The 21,841-nt window shown below is 48.2% G+C and carries 11 protein-coding genes and 4 tRNA genes; all 15 read left to right on the forward strand.

The genetic code is table 11. The features are described from left to right. The first annotated feature begins 47 nt into the window (after positions 1-47). The 15 genes from PHE24_04785 to PHE24_04855 all read left to right on the forward strand — a co-directional run bounded on the left by PHE24_04785 (position 48) and on the right by PHE24_04855 (position 21,784). Positions 48-121: transfer RNA gene (locus tag PHE24_04785), tRNA-Ile, on the forward strand. Between the two features lie 97 nt (positions 122-218). Then, positions 219-290, forward strand: a tRNA-Met gene (locus PHE24_04790). Between the two features lie 283 nt (positions 291-573). After that, positions 574-645, forward strand: a tRNA-Phe gene (locus PHE24_04795). 215 nt (positions 646-860) lie between these two features. Further along, positions 861-931, forward strand: a tRNA-Pro gene (locus PHE24_04800). 152 nt (positions 932-1,083) lie between these two features. Continuing rightward, positions 1,084-1,353: a 30S ribosomal protein S20 gene (rpsT, locus tag PHE24_04805; GenBank protein ID MDD4902424.1), complete on the forward strand. Its 270-nt coding sequence runs from the start codon at positions 1,084-1,086 to the stop codon at positions 1,351-1,353. A 203-nt stretch (positions 1,354-1,556) separates the two neighbouring features. Next, complete coding sequence (locus PHE24_04810) at positions 1,557-2,150, forward strand: hypothetical protein (protein MDD4902425.1); 594 nt, start codon at positions 1,557-1,559, stop codon at positions 2,148-2,150. Between the two features lie 37 nt (positions 2,151-2,187). After that, entirely contained in the window at positions 2,188-2,769 is a 582-nt protein-coding gene (locus PHE24_04815; GenBank protein ID MDD4902426.1) for a hypothetical protein, read from the forward strand. Positions 2,770-2,938: 169 nt separating this feature from the next. Then, the gene (locus PHE24_04820; GenBank protein MDD4902427.1) at positions 2,939-3,640 is read left to right on the forward strand and encodes a hypothetical protein; all 702 of its coding nucleotides are present in this window, start codon (positions 2,939-2,941) and stop codon (positions 3,638-3,640) included. Positions 3,641-3,798: 158 nt separating this feature from the next. Next, positions 3,799-4,950: a hypothetical protein gene (locus tag PHE24_04825; protein ID MDD4902428.1), complete on the forward strand. Its 1,152-nt coding sequence runs from the start codon at positions 3,799-3,801 to the stop codon at positions 4,948-4,950. Positions 4,951-5,041: 91 nt separating this feature from the next. After that, the gene (locus PHE24_04830) at positions 5,042-5,938 is read left to right on the forward strand and encodes a ComEC/Rec2 family competence protein (protein MDD4902429.1); all 897 of its coding nucleotides are present in this window, start codon (positions 5,042-5,044) and stop codon (positions 5,936-5,938) included. A 456-nt stretch (positions 5,939-6,394) separates the two neighbouring features. Beyond that, the gene (locus PHE24_04835) at positions 6,395-7,855 is read left to right on the forward strand and encodes a phosphoribosyltransferase family protein (GenBank protein MDD4902430.1); all 1,461 of its coding nucleotides are present in this window, start codon (positions 6,395-6,397) and stop codon (positions 7,853-7,855) included. A gap of 143 nt (positions 7,856-7,998) precedes the next feature. After that, positions 7,999-8,610, forward strand: coding sequence for a nucleoside-diphosphate kinase (locus PHE24_04840; GenBank protein MDD4902431.1), 612 nt, complete (start codon positions 7,999-8,001; stop codon positions 8,608-8,610). 140 nt (positions 8,611-8,750) lie between these two features. Next, complete coding sequence (locus PHE24_04845; protein ID MDD4902432.1) at positions 8,751-20,306, forward strand: choice-of-anchor Q domain-containing protein; 11,556 nt, start codon at positions 8,751-8,753, stop codon at positions 20,304-20,306. A 323-nt stretch (positions 20,307-20,629) separates the two neighbouring features. Further along, entirely contained in the window at positions 20,630-20,794 is a 165-nt protein-coding gene (locus PHE24_04850) for a hypothetical protein (GenBank protein ID MDD4902433.1), read from the forward strand. A 270-nt stretch (positions 20,795-21,064) separates the two neighbouring features. Then, positions 21,065-21,784 (forward strand): YebC/PmpR family DNA-binding transcriptional regulator, encoded by a 720-nt coding sequence (locus tag PHE24_04855; GenBank protein MDD4902434.1) that lies wholly within the window; start codon positions 21,065-21,067, stop codon positions 21,782-21,784. Positions 21,785-21,841: the final 57 nt, after the last annotated feature.

Raw genomic sequence — 21,841 nt, forward strand, 5'->3', positions numbered from 1 at the left:
GACGAGGTAAATTAAAATTAAATATTATAGAGAGATAAATTTTTTTCGGGCAATTAGCTCAGATGGCTAGAGCGCGTCACTGATAATGACGAGGTCGATGGTTCGATTCCATCATTGCCCACCTTCGCCTCGCCGAAGCTCGGCTTCGGTGGGCGCAGCCCACTGAAGATGAGCGAAGGCGGGACAGCTTAATCTAAAAATTTAAAATTTAAATTCATCGCGGGGTAGAGCAGTGGCAGCTCGCCAGGCCCATAACCTGGAGGTCGCCGGTTCAAATCCGGCCCCCGCAACAGAGACGGTAAAAGTAAATATTTTATTTTGAAAAGACTAAGCGGTCGCCGGTTCCCACCCAGAGGGTGGTCCGCCTTTGGCGGAAAATCCGGCCCCCGCAACAGAGACGGTAAAAGTAAATATTTTATTTTGAAAAGACTAAGCGGTCGCCGGTTCCCACCCAGAGGGTGGTCCGCCTTTGGCGGAAAATCCGGCCCCCGCAACTAGATCAATTATAAATTATCAATTACAAATTAAAAATTAATTTTAAATTTGTAATTTGTAATTTTTAATTGCTTGCGAGCCGAGGTAGCTCAGTGGTAGAGCAAGCGACTGAAAATCGCTGTGTTGTGAGTCCGATTCTCACCCTCGGCACAGGAGTGGTTTCGGAAGGCATCTTTTTCCTGCTGCAACCGTAAAAATCAGGCTATAATTTTTCGGATTTTCTCAACGTACGCGAGTACGTCTCGAAAAATCCAAAAAATTCTATCTCTGATTTTTCCGGTTTCGCTACGGAAACGATGCCTTCCGAAACCACATTTCCGATTTCAGATTTTCGATTTACGATTTGCCGGGCAAATGCTACGCGCCGGGCTGTAGTATAGCGGTAGTACGCGTGCTTTGGGAGCATGTAGTCTGGGTTCGACTCCCAGCAGCCCGACACAGAAAATTACAAATTATAAATTATTAATTATAAATTAATTATAGAGAAGCTGGGATTAGTCGGAAAATAAAATTTGGATTATTCCAAATTCCATATTCCCCCTCGGCCTGAGCTAGGGACGAAGGCAAATTCCATATTCTAACATAACTATGCCGAATATTAAATCTGCCGCGAAAGAGTATCGCAAGAACATCAAGCGCCGCGCCTTCAATAATAATATTGAAGTCCATATCCAGGACTTGATCAAGAAATCGCATAAGGCGATCGAGGCTAAGAATGCCAAGGCCGCCGAATTGGTCAAACAAGCCATGAAAGCTTTGGACAAGGCCGCCCAGAAAGGCGTGATCAAGAAAAACACCGCCGCCCGCCGCAAGTCCCGCCTCAATCTGCGTCTGAACAAGATGAAAAAAGCCAAATAGCTTTAAAATTTGCGCTCCGCCGCAGTCTTCCCTCGGCAAACTCGGGACAAGCCGCCGCGGGACTGCGGTGCAAAGACCGCCCTTAATCGGGCGTTTTTTGTTTGAAGATTCGGCGCAATTGACAGTTTAATTAAAAAATGATAATATTTTTCGTCAATGAATGCACGTTTACAACCTTTAACCAAATAGAAACGAGTGATAATATGGAGGCAAATTTTTTTCAAGCCCTGAAGAATTCTCCGCTCGACCAACTCGGAGACGTTTTCAAAATGCTCGCCGACAAAGTTTTCGCACATCGGCGGGAGAATAAAGGGTATGTCCCCTTGGCGATCTTTCCGTATTGCGTCGGTATCGGCGGAATCTATCCCTGTGTCGAAATGATTGTCGAGGTCCGCTCCCTGCTGGGAACTCCGATCGGATACGCCTTAAAAAAACGTTCGGCGGAAGAACAGGCCTGGCAAGGAAAGTATCAGATCGTCGGCGTCGCCGGGCGAATAACCGACCAGCCGAAAAATATTTTCAACCGGCTGACGACGGAAATTTTCGGACAAAATAAATTAGCCGAGTATAAGAAAGCCGACTTCATCGGCATCGAGATTCATGACGAACCGGAGCGCCAAGCCACCTGCTGGACGGCGGTCTGGAAAATCTCGATCCGCAAGAATCAGTTTCCGCTGCTCTCCGGCGATTGGAAAATATTCAATCAATTTGAAAATGATGGCATTATTGACCATCACCGGAAAACCTTGGGCTGGGCCGCTAATCCGGCGCGTGAAGTATTTGTCGATCTGCGGTAGGCGGTAATTTTTTTTCATTCCAAGAAAGGAGGCTGCCATGAAAGGTGATTTTTTCCTGACGACGATTGCCGGCTTGATTTTCATCAGCGGCCTGATTCCTTATGGCATAGCTATCTGCCGCCGCCAAAGCGATCCGAGAAAAATATCCTGGCTGATCTGGTCGATTCTCGACTCGGTAATCTTTGCCGGGATGATCAATCAGGGAACAGTCAACGCTCAAATCGCCGCCGCTTTTTTGGGAAACTGGATAATTTTTTTCCTGGTCCTGAAGTTTGGCTATCCCGGTTGGAAGCGGATGGATATGTTTTGCCTCGGCAGCGCGGGCGTCGGTATAATTCTCTGGATGATTTTCCGCGATTCTAATTTCGGCATATCCACTTGTCTGGCTGCCAATCTGATCGGTTCTTATCCGACTTTCGCATCCGCCTGGAAAAATCCCCAGTCTGAAAATGGGTTGGGCTGGATGATCATGTGGGTCGGTTGCCTGATTCAGATCGCGGCGGTCAAGCACTGGACATTTGCCGAAGCCGCCCAACCGCTGGTATTCCTTTCAGTCCAATCGACGATGATGTATATTCTATTCGTCCGCCCGCTTTTTAAAAAGCGGGTCGTCCGATAATTCAAACTAAAGCATTTCCCGCGAAATGCTTTTTTAATTTCAGCCGGATTGGTTTTTTTGTTTTGACTTTATCCGGGCGATATGATAATTTTGAATGTCGTCCTTTGGAAAATTGAATCAATTGATTAGTGAATAAACATTAACCAATAACCCACAGAAAGGGGTTTGTATGATTAGACCCGTGGAACAAATTAATGATCGGGTGATGGTCGAAAATGTTTTTTGTTCAGTAACGAACAAAGACAAATTGACAGCCTTGGTTAACGGATTAATTGAGGTTGTTCCGGAAGTAAATATAATTTCTACCGGAGGAACTTTTTCTCATCTCTCAACGGAGCTGGGATCGGAATCCTCGCTTTTTTTGAAAGAAATTTCCAACTACACTGGGATGAAGGAGATAGCCGGAGGCCTGGTAAAAAGCCTGCACCACAAGATGTTTTTGGGATATCTGACGGAAACTTATTGCCAGAGCCATGCAGCTGATATGGAAAGGGAAAAAGCGGTTCCCATCGATTTGTTGATAGTGAATCTTTACGATTTCGAAAAGGCCGCAGTCAATGACGGAAACCCGGCATCTTTGGAATTAGCCCGGGGCAATATCGACGTCGGCGGACCTTCAGCCTTGCGAGCGGCGGCCAAGAATTGGTTGCGCGTAATGATCCTTCCGGAAGTCGGCGACTATGATGATTTTTTACAGAAATTGAAAGAAAATAAAGGCGCAACAACTTACGAGATGAGATATAAGGCCGCTATAAAGACTTTCGGGATATTATCAGCCTATGATGGGGCCATTAATCGTTTCTTCCAGGACATTTCCGCAGCAGAGACGATTAGGGCGTACCAAGTCCGCAGGCCGAGTGGTGATTGTTGATTTCAGACCGCGCGTATAAACAGGGGAGTTTTGCCAAAAGCGAAACTCCTTTTAATTTTGACTTATCTCTGAAGTAGTGATAATTTAAGATGTTGTCCTTTTGAAAATCAATTCGTTAAATCCTATCATCAATCACTAAACCTAATGGAGGTTTTGTTATGAAGAAGTTCGCGCAATGGCTGGCTTATCTGATCGGGACGCCGTGCTTTTACTTGAGCCATTATTTGCTGGAGTTGGCTGACCGCTTGACCGGCGGGCAGTATAAGGGATTCATGGGCAGGAGACACCAGTTTTGCCGCTACGGAGAAAATGGCTGGCAAAAACCAGCGGCCATTTATCGTAATCCGTTTGTGACTGCCGATGATCCGCTCAAGCTTACCAATTTGAAGCAAGTGGGAGGATCAGCGCCGAGCTATAACAATTACAATGACTTCCAGAGAGGCGGGTTTTTGTTCACGCATCTGGTGGAATCTTTCGTCCGTAATTTCGGGGAGATACAATATTTGGTGACGGCAGTAAAGCACGGCAACCCCTGCGGTTGTGCCGTTCACGGGGATCGTGAAGAAGCCGTTATCCGGACTTTGAAAGGAGATCCGCTGGCGGTAAATGGCGCAGTGATGGACCTCAATTTCCTGGTGGATGGAAAAATAGCCGAGCTGATACTCCATTACAATAATCCGGAAGGCAGGCGGATTATTGACGGCGTTATGGCACCGGGTTTTACCGCTGAAGCCATCAAGGCGTTCGAGCGAAAAAAGGGCAAATGTCCCTTGATAGTTTGTCCGGCCCTGGCGACACTTGGCCGCGACTGTCTTGATCGGGCACTTCACTTCCGTTATCTGCGTGGTCAGGATTTCCTGCTCCAGCCTAATTTTACTTTCATTTTTCAGATGAGCATGCCGTACGTTGCCAAATACGGCCAGGCCACAATCCAGCAGGAAAAAGACATGGTATTCCTCAAAGCGATAATTGATTGCTGCACGAGCAACACCATCGCGATCGGGGGAGATTTTACCCTGTTTGCGGCGGCGGTGGCGCAACAATCAAGGATCGCGGCGGCTGATTTGGGCATTGCCAATTCGACGCGATCACTTCATGATCTGCACGGGAGTGTATCGGCCAGCGACAGCTTTTTCCTCGTAACCGATGCTCCGGGAGCGCTGATCAAAGCCGGCATCGCCGCGATATTGAGCACTAGCCGGGTTACCTCAATGTCGAAAGACCCGCCGATCATTAAATTCTGCCAGGATGCCGGCATCCCGCTCTATCTGACGCCGGACGATCAGACTCGCGGCTTTTTCCACGGCTGATCGTTATCAAGAGTTGAAACAGTTCGAGGGTTTTGCTTTAGCGAGCAAGACCCTTTTTTATTTGCTTGAATCTTTTTGCTATAATTAAAATATGCAAAGGAGGACAAAGGTTTTAATTATTTTTGGCGCGGCATTGGCTTTAATAAGTTTTTGCCTTTTTTTATTTTTTTATCATCCGCAAAAATTACTGGAAGTGGATTTTCTGAATGTCGGGCAAGGCGACGCGGAATTGATCAAAACGCCGTACGGCCAGACGATTTTGATCGACGGCGGGCCGGATAATAAAGTGATGAGTGAGCTGGGGAGAAATCTGCCTTGGCTGGATCGAAAAATCGATCTAGTCATCAATACTCATCCGCACGATGACCATGTTTCCGGTCTGATTGATATTTTAAAAAAATATCAGGTGGAAAGAATCTTGATGACGGCCGCACTTACCCACCCCGCCTCGCTGGGCTCGGCACCCCTCCCAAGAGGGGAATATGCGCCGCCGTTTGAAGAATTTTTAAAAGTTCGCGCCGAAAAAAAGACGCCGATAATTATCGTTGCCGGACCGGAAAAGATAACTTTAGGGCCTGATCTGATTTTGGAAATTATTTATCCGGACAAAAATGATTTGGGCGCGGACCTGAATGAAGACTCGATCGTCGCCAGATTGATCTATAAAAACAAAACTTTTTTGTTCGTCGGTGATGCCGGCAATAAGACCGAAGCCGAATTGCTTGCCGAAAAAATTGATTTAAAAGCTGGCGTTTTAAAAGTCGGCCATCATGGCTCGGAAACTTCCTCGTCGCTCGATTTTCTCCGCGCCGTCTCGCCGCAAATCGCCGTGATCGAATGCGGCCCGGATAATCAGTTCGGCTTTCCCAAACCGGACACGCTCTGGCGCCTCGCTAAGATCGGCGCACAAACATTCCGCACCGATTTAAACGGCACAATTAAAATCAAAAGCGATGGAAATAAAATTGAAGTAAAAAGTCAAAAGTAAAGTTTTTGCAGAAGTTCGATGATAAATTAATTTCATTACCGCGAGCATTGAAAATTTCCGTTAAGTCACGAGCGTAGAAGCCGTGCAAAATTGCGTTGTCCGAAGTCCGCTTCCTTATTATAATTTTAATAAAGAAAAGCGGGCAAGAATAGCAATTTTGCTAGGCTTCCTAGCGGAGTGATAGGAAATTTTCACCTGCGAGCAGTTTTTTGCGCTACTTTTTTTAAAAAAAGTAGCAAAGATTTTAATAATAATGTCAGGAATAAACCCACCCCGTCGCCGAGGCACTCCGCCAGCTGGCGGAACCCCTCCCCCACGCATCGCTATCGCTTTGCGGGGCAGGCAAGAAGGGATTTTTTGCCCTTGAATTTTTTACCCAAAAGGCTTAAGATGATTAGCTCGGATTAAATTGAAAGTACTTTTTGTTCATATATCAACAACCTGGAGGGATGCGCTATGTCATATTATTTCCTTGACGGCTCGGTAAAAGACGAACTTGATTTCGATCTGCGGGAAATGTTTCCCGAAAATTGCGGTGTTTTTTTCGGCTTTGACATCGACGACGCCGCCTTTAATTGCATTCGGTCACTGCGGGCATTGGAGCCCCGCGGCGAAAAAGGCGCCGGAGCCATTTCTTTGCATCACAATCAGTTTTATTCCCGCCGGCGAGTCGGCAAGGTCAGTCTGGAATTCCTCGGTTACGACAAAAAGCGCTGCCGCCAGGAGTTTCCCGGCCGGATCGTCTTGGGCCACAACCGGTATGCCACGATGGGGGGAGCCAATAAGACCAGTAACGTTCAGCCGTTTTTATTGGAAATAAAATGCGGCGAATGCGCGATGGCTCACAACGGGACATTGTATGAAGCTCAAGCGATGCGGGAAAAGTTACTTAAGCGCGGCGCGGTTTTTTCCACTAATTCGGACACCGAGATTTTCTATCATTTAATGGCACAATCCGGAGAAAATGACGTGGAAAAAGCTATCCGCTATGCGCTGAAGCGGGTTCCTGCCGCCTATTCTTTGATTGCAGTTTTTAAGGAGAAGAGTTTTGTGATCAAGGATTATCGCGCGACTCGCCCGCTGGCTCTGGCTAAACTGGGAAAAGGCTACATCGCTTGTTCGGAAACTTTCGCGATTGATCAGATTCCCGGCGCGGAATATTGGCGCGAGGTCAACCCCGGAGAAATGTTGGTTTTCGAAAAAGACCAAGTTCCGCGCAGCGTCCAATATGCCAAGCCCGATCCGCATTCTTGCGTTTTTGAACCGATCTATTTCATGCGGCCGCGCAGCCGGATCAACGGCTGCTATGTCGAGGATTATCGTTATGCTGTCGGCTTGGCCATGGCTGATGATATTCGCGACGAAGTAAAAGAGCGGGGATTCGATTGTGTCATTCCTATCCTTGATTCGGGAGAATATTTCGCCAAAGGGCTTGCCTACGGTTTGAATCTCGAATATTTGGAAGCCTTGGCGCGAACCAAAAATTTCTCCGATAATGTGCAAGACCGTTCATTCACGGCGCTTAACAATAAAGAAAGCGACCGAATTATCCGGGGCAAGCATAATTTGCGCCGCGATCAGGTGAAGGGGCGCAGTCCGATTATGGCCGATGACAGCATTGTCCGCGGCAATACTTTGCGGCGGATTGCCCGGTGGGTCAGGGAGGCGAAAGCTAAGTTGATTGGAGCAGCCGTCAGTTTTCCGGCAATAACAAATCCTTGCCACGGCGGAATGGCCTTTCCCACCAATCAGGAATTAATGGCTCATGCCCGGACCATTTCTCAAATCAGGCAAAGACTTGCTTTGGATTCGTTGTTTTACCTTAGCGTACCGACCTTAAACCGGGTGACAGCGGAAAAGCTGAATATCGGCATCTGCGATGACTGCTATCGTTGCAAAAATCGCTGCCAAAAATGAAAAGTCGATTTAATTACGTTATTAGCCGGGACCAGGGGGCCCGGCTTTTTTCTTGCATTTTTATCTTTTTTCCTTTAAGATAATATCAGAACAAAATGTTGGTTTCGGACCAATTATTTTTTTAACTATTCATCATTATACTTATGGCTATCGTCAAAAGAGAAAGAACTTTAGTGATCATCAAGCCGGACGGCGTGCAGCGCTCGCTGATCGGCGAGATCATTCGCCGCTACGAGCGGGTCGGTTTGAAATTGGTCGCTTTAAAAATGGTCATTCCTACCGAAGAGCACGCAGTCAAGCATTATCATGAAGTCGGGGGCGATGAATGGCTGGAATCGGTCGGCGCCAAAGCCCGGGCAGCTTATGAAAAAAAAGGTTTAGTGTCTCCTTATAAAACCAACCGGGATAACGGCTGGGCGGTTTTGAAATCCAATGCCAAATATTTGTCGGCCGGCCCGGTGATCTGCATGGTTTGGGAAGGGAACCAGGCTTGCGCCATTGTCCGCAAATTGACCGGCGAGACCGAGCCGCTTTCGTCGGATATCGGTACGATCCGCGGCGACTTTACCATTGATTCTTATCAGGCGGCCGATACTGACCAGCGGAGCGTCCGCAATCTGATCCACGCTTCGGGCAACCCGGAAGAATCCGCCAAGGAAATAAAGATTTGGTTTGATGACGGGGAGTTGCTGGAATATAATCATATCCAGGAAAGAATGATCTATGACGTTAATCTGGACGGAATCAAAGAGTAGTATTTAGTATCTGGTATTTAGTATTTGGTATAAAGCCCCTTAAATGGGGCTTTTTTGGTTTAGCCAGGGGATTGGGCGATGATGGCAATTTTTTATTTATATTTTGGCATAAATGTTGTATAATAAAACAAAGAGCAAGGATGGAAAAATTTAATAAAAAAATTACCAAGCAGCGTAATTTCGCGCCAATTTTTTTGATTGGCGGAGTTTTTGTTTTATGCTTTGCTTTTGCCGGTACGGCGCACGCAGCCACTCTTACTTGGACGCAATCATCTTGGCGCGGCGAAGCCACTTCCACTACGGCGATTTATCCAACTGATCAAATTAATTGGATCAATTATTCTTCGGCAACTAACATTGCCAGCTCTTCGCTCGTCGCTTCCAGCGGATTGATTTCATTTTGGCCTTTTAATGGCAATGCCAATGATAGTGTTGGTTCGAATAACGGCGTAGCTTCCGGCTCGCCGGCTTTTGTCACCGGAGTTTCCGGACAAGCTTATTCTTTCGATGGCGACAATGATTACGTGGAAGTTCCCGATAGCGACAGCCTTGATCTGACTTCCGATTTTACTATTTCCACTTGGTTTAAAAAGTCGGAAAATGGGCGGATCGAAACTATCTTGGACAAGGGTTTGTATAACCTGGGAGTTAACGCCGACGGCCGGATATTTTTTAATTTAAGCGCTGACACCGGCACTTCTTCCAATGTCGGCACCTTGGAAGGAAATACTGCCGTGGCTTTTGCTGCGCACAACAACTCTCTATACGCCGCCACCTCCAACGGACGGATCTATAAATATTTGGGCGGCAGCAGCTGGAGTTTTTTGAAAGTAGTCAATAATTATGGCATTTATGGCATTGCTTCCATGGTTTCTTTCAACGGGAAACTTTATGTGCTGACTGAAGGCGAAGGAGTGATCTATGTTTACGACGACGTTAATGATTCTTGGCAGACGATAACTACGCCCGGCCCGGCCAGATCGGCGGCGGTTTGGAACAACGATCTTTATATCGGAATGAACGAAGGCACTCATTCCTTGTATAGATATGAAGGCGGGAATAGCTGGGAGTTGCTTTATGCTTTGCCGACCGGCACTTATTTGAATACCTTGATGGTTTTTAATGGCAGTCTTTATGTCGGCGGCGGCGACGATGGCAAGATCTGGCGCTATGATCCCGGAGTCGGTTTGACCGAGGTCGGCGATACAACCGCTGATTGGACAACGGCGATGGGAGAATATAAAGGCAGTATGTATGCCGGTTTTTACGGCTCGAACACTATTTATCGCTATGACGGCGGCACAACCTGGACGAGCGTCGGCACGCCAACGGGCGGAGGCGGTATTTGGTCGCTTATTTCTTACGGGGGAGATCTTTATGCCAGCGGTCCCACAACCTATCTTAATAAATACGGGGGTGGAACGACTTGGACCCAGATCGGCGCTGTCCAGGGCGAAAGATCGATTATATATAAGGGGAAAATATATTCGGGCAAAGGCACAGTTTATTCTTACGGCGAAGGCGCCGGTCTTTTTTCCACTTCCGCTATCGGCGACGATTGGAACTATGTCGCGGTCAGTTATTCGGCCGCGACCGCGGTTTTGAGCTTAAGGCTTAACGGCCAATTGGAAGCGACCACTTCGGTTGATTTTGCTTTGGCCACTTCTTCCAATGATCTCTTTATCGGCAAGGGCTATGGAACTTTTACCGGTAATAGCGGCTCTTCCGGCGAACAGAATTTTAAAGGGCTGATCGATGAAGTGAAAATTTACAGTCGCGCTTTATCGGCCGAGGAAATATCCGGCAATTATCTGACGGAAAAGAACGGCGAGAATAAAATTTTCCTAACCAAAGCTGCCGCTGCCGTCTCGCATACCGCTGACGCTGATTTTGCCGGGACCAATGATCAGACGGTTGTTTTGAGCAACAGTATTATATTAGCCTCATCTTCCGGATATTATGCCACCGGCACTTATGTTTCCCAGGCGATAAATATTCCCAATCTTAATTTTGGCTCGGCCGATTGGACTTCGATCCTGCCCGCTTCCACGACGCTCGCGGTAAAATTCCGCACCGCGACTACTTCGGATATGGCCGCCGCCGCGCCTTGGGTGAATTGTCAGCAATACTGGAATGGCCTGGATATTTCCAACTCCTCTTGTGTTGCTGACGGGCATCCTTATTTGCAATATCGCTTGGAAATGAGCACGGCCAGCTCTTCGGCCACGCCGCAATTATCCGATATCACCTTAAATTACAATCGCTACAATACTTCGGGCAATCTTGTTTCCTCTGCTTTTGACTGGGGGAGCGACGATAGTTATCTTGAAAGTTTGTCCTGGGCGGAAAGTTTGTCTTCGGGAACTAACGCGCTTGTTTCGCTGCGCACGGCTAGCACGACAGTTAATTTAAGTTCCGCTTCCTGGAGCGAAATCAGCCGCGGCGATTGCAGTATTGTCGGCGGAACGGCGACTTGCGCTTCATCTTCGTTGCCGGCGGCCATGAAAGACGGCGTTGCTGATCGTCTCGTGCAGTATAAAATAAATTTTACCGGCAGCGGTTCATCCACGCCGCAATTATCTCAAGTTTATTTGGCCGCCGATGACGAAGTTGCCACGGCAGCTCCGACCCAGATCTACCGTTCGGCCGGCCCGGGAAATACCAACGAGCTTGCTTCGGGTACGATTTCATTTCTATTGACCATCTCAAGCAGTACCGCCACTTTTTCCGGCGGAACGCTTCCTTTTAATATCGGCGCGGGCGACGCGATCGTTTACGATTCCGATGATTCCGGAACTTTGACCGCCGCTGACGACATCGTTTTCATTCATGGCCGATCTTCTTCCACCGCTTATACCGTTAAAGATCAATTCGGCGCCAATACGGCAACGACCACGACCGGCAATGATGTTTGGGCGGTCTATCGCGCCTACACATCACTAGCCAATGCCGAGGCCGGTACAAAAAACACTTCTCTTTCTTCCTTGGGGATTACTTATGATTCCTGGTCGGACGGAAAAGATCTGACTGCCGCAACCGGCGCCAATCAGGTTTGGAACATCGCTTGTTATGCCGACGCGACAGATACCGCCGCGGTTACGGTCGACGGCTGGACGACCGGCCCGGATAATTATCTTAGAATCTACACGCCTTATCTTTCTTCCGAGGTCGGCGCGAGCCAGCGGCATTTTGGAAAATGGGATGACGGCAAATATTCTTTAGCGCCCGCTACTAACAATAACACTCTGACGATTGCCGATAGTTTTGTGCGGATCGAAGGATTGCAAATTAAATCAACCAGCTATAATTCTCCGGGCCATAGAGCTATTCGCGTCTACGACAGCGTTATTTTTCCCCAAGGTATTTATATCAGCAATAATATAATTAAGGAGGGGAATGTCGGCCAAACCGGCGGGAAGGGGATAGAGCTTAATCTTCGCTCCGATGCCACTTATTCCAATAATGTTTTTAATAATTTAGTTTATAATTTTACTTCTTTCAGTATTCAGACTTATGGAGAGAGCGCGACTGCCAAACAGAATTTATTCAACAACACCGCTCTTTTTGCCGGCAGTTATAGTTTTGATGATTTTTCCGGCACTTCCGCTGTGCTGAAAAATAATTTGAGTTATAACGAAGTAGGGGATTATTGCCCTACCGGGGTCAACGCTTCTTCCACAAATAACGCTTATATAATAAATGCTCCCGCCGGCGCCGGTAATAATATAAATCTTGGCATTGCTTGCGGCGGTTCGGCTTGCGCTTCCACCACTATTTTTATGGATCCGGCCAATGAAGATTTCCGTCTCAAAGCCGGCTCGCCAGTCATTAATGCCGGCATTAATCTTGCTGACGACCGAGGTTTTTCTTTCAACTATGATTATCAGGAAGAAGCTCGCGGCCCGGCCTGGGATGTCGGCGCGGATGAATATTATGACTTAACCGCTCCGGAAATTTCTTCTATCGCCAGTTCAACCACGGCCTATACCGCGACGATTACCTGGACCACTGACGAAGAAGCTACCTCGACAGTAAGCTATGGCCTGACTTCCGCTTACGGCTCGGCTTCTTCTTCCGATATTTTCGCTTCCACCACGCATTCTATTACTCTGCACGGCCTAACCGCCAGCGCCACTTATCATTTTCAGATCAGCTCAACCGACGCCTCGGGTAATCGCGCCACCTCCAGCGATTATACTTTAACCACCGACGCAGCTCCTCCTGCCACTCAAATCTACCGTTCGGTCGGCCCGGCCAATACCAGCGCGCTCGCTTCCGGCGATGTTGCTTTTTTACTGACAATCGGCGGCGGTACCGCCACTTTTTCCGGCGGAACGCTTCCTCTTAATGTCGGGGTGGGCGATGTGATCGTTTACGATTCCGACGATTCCGGAACTTTGACCGCGGCTGATGACATTGTTTTCATTCATGGCCGATCTTCCAGCACGAGCTATACGGTGAAAGATGAAACCGGGGTTAACACTGCCACGACTACGGCGGCTAATGACACCTGGGCGGTTTATCGCTCTTATACTTCTTTAGCCAAGGCCGTCGGCCTGAACACCGGCAATTCTCCTTATTTAACGCCAAACACCGCCATTCCGGTAATTTTTGACGATCAGCTTGGCATAAAAAATATTTCCACCAACGCGACCGGCACCAACAAAATTTGGAACGTCGCTTGCTATGCCGATGCTCCGGATAACAACAATGGCAACGCCGTCTCCACCGTCGGCTGGACGACCGATGCTGATAACTATTTAAGAATCTATACGCCTTACCTTGCTTCCGAGGTCGGTACGAGCCAGCGGCATTCGGGAATTTGGGATAATAGCAAATATAATCTCACCGACAGCAGCGCCATGCAGGTTCTGGCCATTTTATATATTTATAGCGCCTACACCAGGGTTGATGGCTTGCAAATTAAATCGGCGACTTCACCTCAATTTGCCGGATATTCTTACGGAATTTATCTGGCTGATTCGAACCCGGGCGGATCAATGATCAGTAATAATATCATCAAAGAAGGCAATGCGAGCTGTACCTATGACAGCGGCGTGTACAGCCTGCAAAATCCCATTTATCTTTACAACAATATCATCTACGGATTTAAAGGAGATCACTCCAGCGGCATTGGCAATACCGCCAGCGTCGCTTACGTTTATAACAATACTGTTTCCGATTCTTATTATGGAATTACCACTTCCTATGAAGGAGCGCTGCCGATGAATAATTTAGTCTTTGATAACGCGTTCGATTATGACGGAATTTATCTCGCCGATTTGGATTATAACGCCTATGGCAATTCGTCGCCGTATTACGAAGGGAGCGGCGCGAGAAATGAGCATGGACTTAATCTGAGCGGCATTGCCACCTCCACGATCTTTGCCGATGCGGCGGGTGAAGATTTTCGCTTAGCCTATGGCGCGCCGCTGATCAACGCCGGCACTAGTCTTTCGGCCGATCCTCATTTGTCGTTTAATACTGATATTCAAAATCAATCCCGTCCTTACGGTACGGCTTGGGACGTTGGCGCTGACGAATTTGATCACCCGCTCATTTACTCTATTGGCACCACCACCACTTCTTACACAGCGACTATTACTTGGACCACGGATGTATCTGCCAGTTCGACCGTGAGCTATGGCACGAGCGCGAGTTATGACCTGGCTTCTTCCTCTGACGAATTGGTTACCCCGCATTCCATTACTCTCCACGGACTTAGCTCCAGCACTACTTATCATTTTCAGATCAGCTCGACCGATGCTTCCGGCAACCGCGCCACATCGAGCGACAAAACATTTCGCACTTCTGACATTGCTCCGCCGGAAATTTCCTCCATTGCCACTTCCACCACCGCGACCACGGCCACCATCACTTGGACGACCAATGAATTAGCCAGCTCGACCGTAAGCTACGGCACCAGTACCAGTTATGGTTTGGCCTCTTCTTCGGATGAACTGGTTACTCCGCATTCAATCACTCTTCACGGCCTAACCGCCAGCACTACTTATCATTTTCGCGTTGAATCCGCCGACGCTTCCGGCAACCGCGCTACGACGAGCGATCACGCTTTTACTACGGCCGAGGCGCCCGCTACCACCAGCATTTATTATTCTGTCGGCCAAACGACCGCTGATCACAAGACTGGCTCGCCGACGATCACTATTGTTGATGGCGTCGCCACTTTTTCCGAAGCGCAAACAGCGGCTAACTTTGGCGTGGGCGATAAGATCTCTTACGGTTCGGCCGAGGCCACGACCACCGTCTATATTTCCGCTAAGCAATCAACGTTGGTTTGGAATGTTATTACGGCTACCGGTGGCGAACCCGAGGCCACTACCACTTCTCTGGTACTTAAAATTTCCCATGTCTTTTCTTCGCTGGCAGAAGCTTTGCCTGCTGGCGCCGGCGGAGCGAAGGGCGCCGCTTATCTCAATACTTCCGACCTGACTGCCGGAAATTATGTTTTAAATATTCCTTGCTATTATGATACCGGCGCGGACACGGCCGTTGTGACGGTCGACGGCTGGACGACCGGCGCGGACAATTACATAAAAATTTACACTCCGAACGATACGGCGACGGAAGTTAATCAGAGCCAGCGGCATAGCGGCGTCTGGGACGATGATAAATATCAGCTCGTGATCGCTGATGCTGCCAGCGGGACGATAATAACAGTCAAGGAAGATTATGTGCGCATTGCCGGCTTGCAGTTAAGATTTTTAGCCGATAGCAGCTCTGGCAATGATTTTGGAATTTGGGGTAATGCCGGCGGAAGCGATGTTGATTTTCGAGTTTCCAATAATATTATCAGGGGAACTTATAATGCGGGCGGTTATTTAGTCGGCATTGTTCCGGCTTATGAGGCCGGAAGCGGCGTGGTAAAAGTTTGGAACAATCTTATTTATGATTTTACCGGCACGCACGGCCAAGCTTTCGAAATAGAAGATTTGGAATTTTTCGGCTACATTTATAATAATACGACCGTTAATAATGATATCGGGATACGCGACCACGCCAGCGACGGGTCAGTGGTAAAAAATAATCTATCTTGTTTTAATACCGATGATTTTGACGTGCCCCGCGCCTCTTCTTCCGTTAACAATGCTTATTCCCAGGGCATTGATCCCGGTGAAAATGGCCTGGATATTTCCGCCTACGCTTCCACGACGATTTTTGTCAATCCGTCTAGCGGCGATTTCCGCCTCAAGGCTGGCTCCCCGGTTATTGATCAGGGAGTTAATTTGTCCGCTGATTCCATTATTCCTTTTAATTACGATATCCAAAACCAAGCCCGCCCGTTCGGCTCGGCCTGGGATATCGGCGCGGATGAATATTACGATTTGACTGCTCCGGTAATTTCCAATATCGCGACTTCCACCTCCGGCACCACGGCCACTATCACTTGGACGACCAATGAAGTCGCTTCTTCTACCGTAAGCTACGGCACCAGCATAAGTTACGGCTTAGCCTCTTCTTCGGATGAACTGGTCACTCCGCATTCAATCACTCTTCACGGCCTAACCGCCAGCACTACTTATCATTTCCGCGTTGAATCCGCCGATGCTTCCGGCAATCGCGCCACATCGAGCGACAAAACATTCCGCACTTCTGACATTGCTCCGCCGGAAATTTCTTCCATTGCCACTTCCACCACCGCGACCACGGCCACCATCACTTGGACGACCAATGAAGTCGCTTCTTCTACCGTAAGCTACGGCACCAGCACCAGTTATGGTTTGGCCTCTTCTTCGGACGAACTGGTCACTCCGCATTCGATCACTCTTCACGGCCTAACCGCCAGCACTACTTATCATTTCCGCGTTGAATCAACCGACGCTTCCGGTAACCGCGCCACTTCCAGCGACTACACTTTTACCACTAACGCAGCTGCTCCCGCTACGCAAATTTACCGCTCGGTCGGAGTGGGCGGAGAAAATGAAATTGCTTCCGGCACTATTACCGCGCTTTTGACTATCGACGGTTCGGGCAATCTGACTTTTTCCGGCACGACCATGCCTGATCGCGTGGGCGTGGGCGATGCGATCGTTTATGATTCTGACGATTCCGGAACTTTGACCGCGGCCGATGATATTGTTTTTATCTATAGCCGGTCTTCTTCCACTGCTTATACTGTTAAAGATCAATTCGGCGCCAATACTGCCACGACCACAACCGGCAATGACACTTGGGCGGTTTATCGCGCCTATACTTCTCTCTCCAAAGCCGAGGCTTCAACTAACAATACTTCGATTTTGCCAAGTTATGATACTTGGTCCGGTGGCAGGAACATTTCCCAAAACGCCACTGGCACTAATGAAATCTGGAATATCGCCTGCTATGGCGACGCGACTGATACGGTGGCCGTTATTGTTGACGGCTGGACTACTGCCACCACCAGTTATTTAAGATTTTACACTCCTTATCTTCCGTCAGAAGTTGGAACAAGCCAAAGGCATTCTGGGGTTTGGGATATAAACAAATATCATTTGGTTGACGGTGAAAGCATAAGATTGAACAGCAGTCATGTCAGAATCGAAGGTTTGCAAATAAGATCAAATGGTGGAGCTGGAATTGATAATTTTGACGGCCCCTATGATGATATTTATATTTACAATAATATTGTTAGGGGTAGTGCGACAGTGACAGGTGGCTATAATTGGGGAATTTGGCTTGAAAACAGTACGGCTATTAACCAGAATTTTGTTTACAACAACATAGTTTATGATTTTATTGATACTTATGGATACGGTTTGTATTCAAGCAGTCTTACTTCTCTTTATAATAATACGGTCTCTAAAAATACAAACGGTATAACCAGTTATAGTGGTAAGGCTTGGAATAATTTGTCTTTTGACAACACTACCGATTATACCGGCACTTTTAATAATGATTCCGATTATAACGCTTACGGAAATACGGCGCCCAATTTTAGCGGCGGCGGAACGAACAATGCTCACGGCTTAAATCTCTCTGGCTATGCCTCAACCAGTATTTTCGCCAATCCAGCCAACGATAATTATCTATTGAAAGCCGGCTCTCCGGCAATTAATGTTGGCGCCAATCTTTCCGCCGATCCCGATTTGCCATTTGATTACGATATCCAAAACCAAGCCCGCCCTAATGGAGCGGCCTGGGATATTGGCGCGGATGAATATTATGATCTCACCGCTCCGATAATTTCTAATATCGCCACCTCTACCGCCGGCTCCGCCGCTACCATCACCTGGACGACTGACGAGGATGCCACCTCGACGGTCAGTTATGGTCTCTCCTCCGCCTACGGTTTGGCTTCTTCTTCCGACGTTTTCGCTTCCTCTTCTCATTCCATCACTCTGCACGGGTTATCTTCCGGCGCGACTTATCATTTTCAAATCAGCTCGGCCGACGCTTCGGGCAACCGCGCCACCACCAGCGACAGGCTATTATATATTTCCGACTTTGCTCCGCCGGTCATTTCCTCCATTGCCACTTCCACCACCGCGACCACGGCCACCATCACTTGGACGACCAATGAAGTCGCTTCTTCTACCGTAAGCTACGGCACCAGTACCAGTTATGGTTTGGCCTCTTCTTCGGATGAACTGGTCACTCCGCATTCAATCACTCTCCGCGGCCTTAGTTCCAATACCACTTACCACTATCGGGTTGAATCCGCCGACGCTTCCGGCAACCGCGCCACATCAAGCGACAAAACATTCCGTACTTCTGATATTGCTCCGCCGGTCATTTCCTCCATTGCCACTTCCACCACCGCGACCACGGCCACCATCACCTGGACGACCAATGAAGTCGCTTCTTCTACCGTAAGCTACGGCACCAGCACGAGTTATGGTTTGGCCTCTTCTTCGGATGAACTGGTCACTCCGCATTCAATCATTCTTCACGGCCTAACTGCCAGCACTACTTATCATTTCCGCGTTGAATCAACCGACGCTTCCGGCAACCGCGCCACCTCGTCTAATCATGTACTTAGAACAACCGCGATAACCTACACCCTAACCTATGCCGCCGGCGCCCATGGTTTGATTACCGGCTCATCAACGCAAACGGTTAATTTAGGCGCGGATGGTTCGGCCGTTATTCCCGCTCCCGATATTGGTTATCATTTTGTCAATTGGAGCGACAGTTCAACGTCGAGCCCGCGCACCGACACCAATGTCACTGGTAACATTTCTGTTACTGCCACTTTCGCCATCAACACCTACACCATTACTGCTTCGACCGGCGCTCACGGTACGGTCTTACCCGGCGGAGTAACTACCAAAAATTACGGCGACAGCCAAATTTACACTATCGCCACTTCCACGGCCGGTTATCATGTCGCTGATATTCTGGTTGATTCAGTTTCAGTCGGCACCTCCAGCCTGACCTATACTTTCACCGATATCCAAGCCAATCACACGATCTCGGCCACTTTCGCTATCAGCACCTATACCGTCGGCGGTACTGTCAGCGGCCTAAATGGCACGGTTGCGCTGCAAAATAACGGCGGCGACAATCTAAGCATCTCCGCCAACGGGTCATTCGTTTTTGCCACGGCATTAGCTAATAGCGCGAGTTATGCCGTGACCATTTCTGGTAATCCTTCGGGCCAAACTTGTTCCGTCTCTTCCGGCTCCGGCATACTTTCGAACGCTAATGTTTCCAGTGTTTTAATTTCGTGTGCCAATAACTCCGTCGCTCCCGGCGGTGGCGGCGGCGGAAGCTCGGTTGATATCACGCCTCCGGGGATGCCCGCTAATTTTGCCGCCACCAGCTCGGGCGCGCGAATTATCCTTTCCTGGACCAACCCGACTGACAGCGATTTTGCCGGCGTGAAGCTTTATCGTAAGATCGGCTCGACCTTGACCGGACAAAACGATGCTTTGGCCCAATTGATTTATCAGGGCAAGGCGAAAAGTTTTACTGACACGGCGACTAGCGGGCTACTTTATTATTATTCCCTTTATTCCTATGATGCCCGACCGAATTATTCCCAGCCGAGAACTATTTTTATCTATCTGTCCGCGGCTCAAGGAATTTCCACCTCGTCCGTTCCGATTTTGCCGCCGGTCGCGGCCAATCCGATCAATAATCCGGTCAGCAATATTCCCGGCATTATCACCAGTTTGATCGGGGCGGATAGCGCGGCGGTAAACAAAGTGACAGCCGACGAAGCGAAAGATTTGCTGGCCGAAGCCGGATTTGACAATCTTTCGGAAGTGGAAAAAAATATTTATTCCCGGATCATCGCCCTGGCCGATAAACCGCTTTCCCCGGAAAATAAAAATATTATCGCTTGTTTCATCCACCAAGGCACCCCGACGACTAAATTTCTCGGCGCCGGCGAGCGCGGCGGAACGATCGCTTCTTTCCAAACCGCCTTTGGTCATCTGCCGGAAACTTTGGCCGAGTGGCAGGACGTGATCAAGATCGGCAACGGCCGCTGGCCGAGCGCGGAAAATAAAGAAGCTTTGCGGCTGGCCAAGGTATCTTTCCAAAATATTTATTTTCGTCCGGCCGATATGAATAATAGATTGGATAATGCCGCCGTCACGATCATGGCCTATGGCTTGCGCCCGGCGGCCAGAAAATTCGCGAGTGAAAAAGCCGCCATCATCAGCTATCACTGGATCTACAAAAGATATCCGGCCACCGCTCGTGCCTGGGACGCGGTCCGGGCAATCGCTTATTCGGGAGCGAGAAGGTGAAATACGAAAATTGGATAATTAGAAAATTTGAAAATTAGATTGTTAAAACCGGTTGTCGAATTATTGAATATTCAAGTTTTTTGTCATTGACTCGTTTTTACCTTTACTGTATAATATAAAAAGATATGAATAAAACCATTTCCAAGAATCTGATTATCGTCGTCGTGTTGGCCATTGTCTTGGTCAACGTCTTTGGAAGTGGCGCGATGATTTTCTAGGAATTAGAAAATTCACATAAATAAAGGCCGCTTCCGAAATAAGGAAGCGGCCTTTAAAATTATCTAACTATCAACGGTTCTTTCTTAAACTAATGGGAGGTTGGCATGGACGAAGGAGCGGCTGATGTCGGTGTAATAGCGGTAAAATTGGATTATCTTTCTTTGCCGGAAAGATTAATGCTGGCAGAAGAAGCGGGCAAAAAAGAAGACGTGAAAAGAATTTTAAGCCAGGTTCATTATTGCTGGCCGCAAATTGAATTGGCAAGTTAACAGGGGAGTGAAGCGATCCTTCCCCGGATTGGTAGCGGCCAGGGCAGCGATCCTGCCCTGGTCAGAACGGCAAAACCGTTTTGACTATCAGTCAGGCCCCAAAAGCTTGGGGGAGAAAACATTTTCTCTCCCATTTTATTTTATAATAAACGCATTGATTTTTTTCGAATATTGGTTTAGTATGAGATTACGGCCAAGATATATTAACGTATGCCGTTTTTTCAAAATTTATTTATAATTTATAATTTTTAATTTGTAATTGATAAAGATATGTCCGGACATTCCAAATGGGCGACAACCCATCGAGCCAAAGAGATCGTCGACGCCAAGCGCGGCGCGGCTTTTACTAAAATTTCCAACGTCATTACCATTGCCGCCAGAAAAGGCGGGGATCCGGCAACAAATTTTGCTTTAGCTACCGCCGTTGACCGCGCCCGGGGCGTCAATATGCCCAAAGATAATATTGAAAGGGCGATTAAAAGGGGTACTGGAGAATTGGAAGGCGCGACGCTGGAAGAATTGATTTATGAAGCGGTCGGACCGGCTAATTCCCAATTTGTCATTAAAATTTTAACCGATAATAAAAATCGTACGGCCGCGGAAGTCCGCCATTTGCTTGCCGCGCACGGCGCTGCGATGGGCGCAGTCTTGTGGAACTTTGATTTAAAGGGCGTGATCCGCGTCTCGGCAGCCGTTGCCGCTGCCAAAGGAATTGATTCTGACGAAGGCCAGCTGGAATTGATCGATGCCGGCGCCGATGACGTGAAAAAAGAAGCCGAGGGTTTGACGATTTTGACTACCGGAGCCAATTTGCAAAAAGTTAAAACTTATTTGGAAGGCAAGGGCATTGCCACCGAGTCGGCGGAAATTGAATATGTCGCCAAAGACACCATTGAAGTTGCCGGCGATGATTCGGCCAAGATTGAAGGGCTGACCGCGGCGCTGGATGAGAATGAAGATGTATCGGACTATTATTCGAACTTAAAATAAGTTCTTCTCTACGAATTACGAATATTAACGAATATACGAAAACTTTCGAAAATTTTT

This window comes from Patescibacteria group bacterium (assembly GCA_028707065.1).
GTDB lineage: Bacteria > Patescibacteriota > Patescibacteriia > Patescibacteriales > WJLG01 > JAQTUZ01.

What these genes read in the sequence shown, in the direction of transcription:
- PHE24_04830 (MDD4902429.1), top strand. Translation starts at nt 5,042, where the DNA reads ATGCAAAGGAGGACAAAGGTTTTAATTATTTTTGGCGCGGCATTGGCT.
- PHE24_04810 (MDD4902425.1), top strand. Translation starts at nt 1,557, where the DNA reads ATGGAGGCAAATTTTTTTCAAGCCCTGAAGAATTCTCCGCTCGACCAA.
- PHE24_04850 (MDD4902433.1), top strand. Translation starts at nt 20,630, where the DNA reads ATGGACGAAGGAGCGGCTGATGTCGGTGTAATAGCGGTAAAATTGGAT.
- PHE24_04855 (MDD4902434.1), top strand. Translation starts at nt 21,065, where the DNA reads ATGTCCGGACATTCCAAATGGGCGACAACCCATCGAGCCAAAGAGATC.
- PHE24_04845 (MDD4902432.1), top strand. Translation starts at nt 8,751, where the DNA reads ATGGAAAAATTTAATAAAAAAATTACCAAGCAGCGTAATTTCGCGCCA.
- PHE24_04835 (MDD4902430.1), top strand. Translation starts at nt 6,395, where the DNA reads ATGTCATATTATTTCCTTGACGGCTCGGTAAAAGACGAACTTGATTTC.
- PHE24_04820 (MDD4902427.1), top strand. Translation starts at nt 2,939, where the DNA reads ATGATTAGACCCGTGGAACAAATTAATGATCGGGTGATGGTCGAAAAT.
- PHE24_04815 (MDD4902426.1), top strand. Translation starts at nt 2,188, where the DNA reads ATGAAAGGTGATTTTTTCCTGACGACGATTGCCGGCTTGATTTTCATC.
- rpsT (MDD4902424.1), top strand. Translation starts at nt 1,084, where the DNA reads ATGCCGAATATTAAATCTGCCGCGAAAGAGTATCGCAAGAACATCAAG.
- PHE24_04825 (MDD4902428.1), top strand. Translation starts at nt 3,799, where the DNA reads ATGAAGAAGTTCGCGCAATGGCTGGCTTATCTGATCGGGACGCCGTGC.
- PHE24_04840 (MDD4902431.1), top strand. Translation starts at nt 7,999, where the DNA reads ATGGCTATCGTCAAAAGAGAAAGAACTTTAGTGATCATCAAGCCGGAC.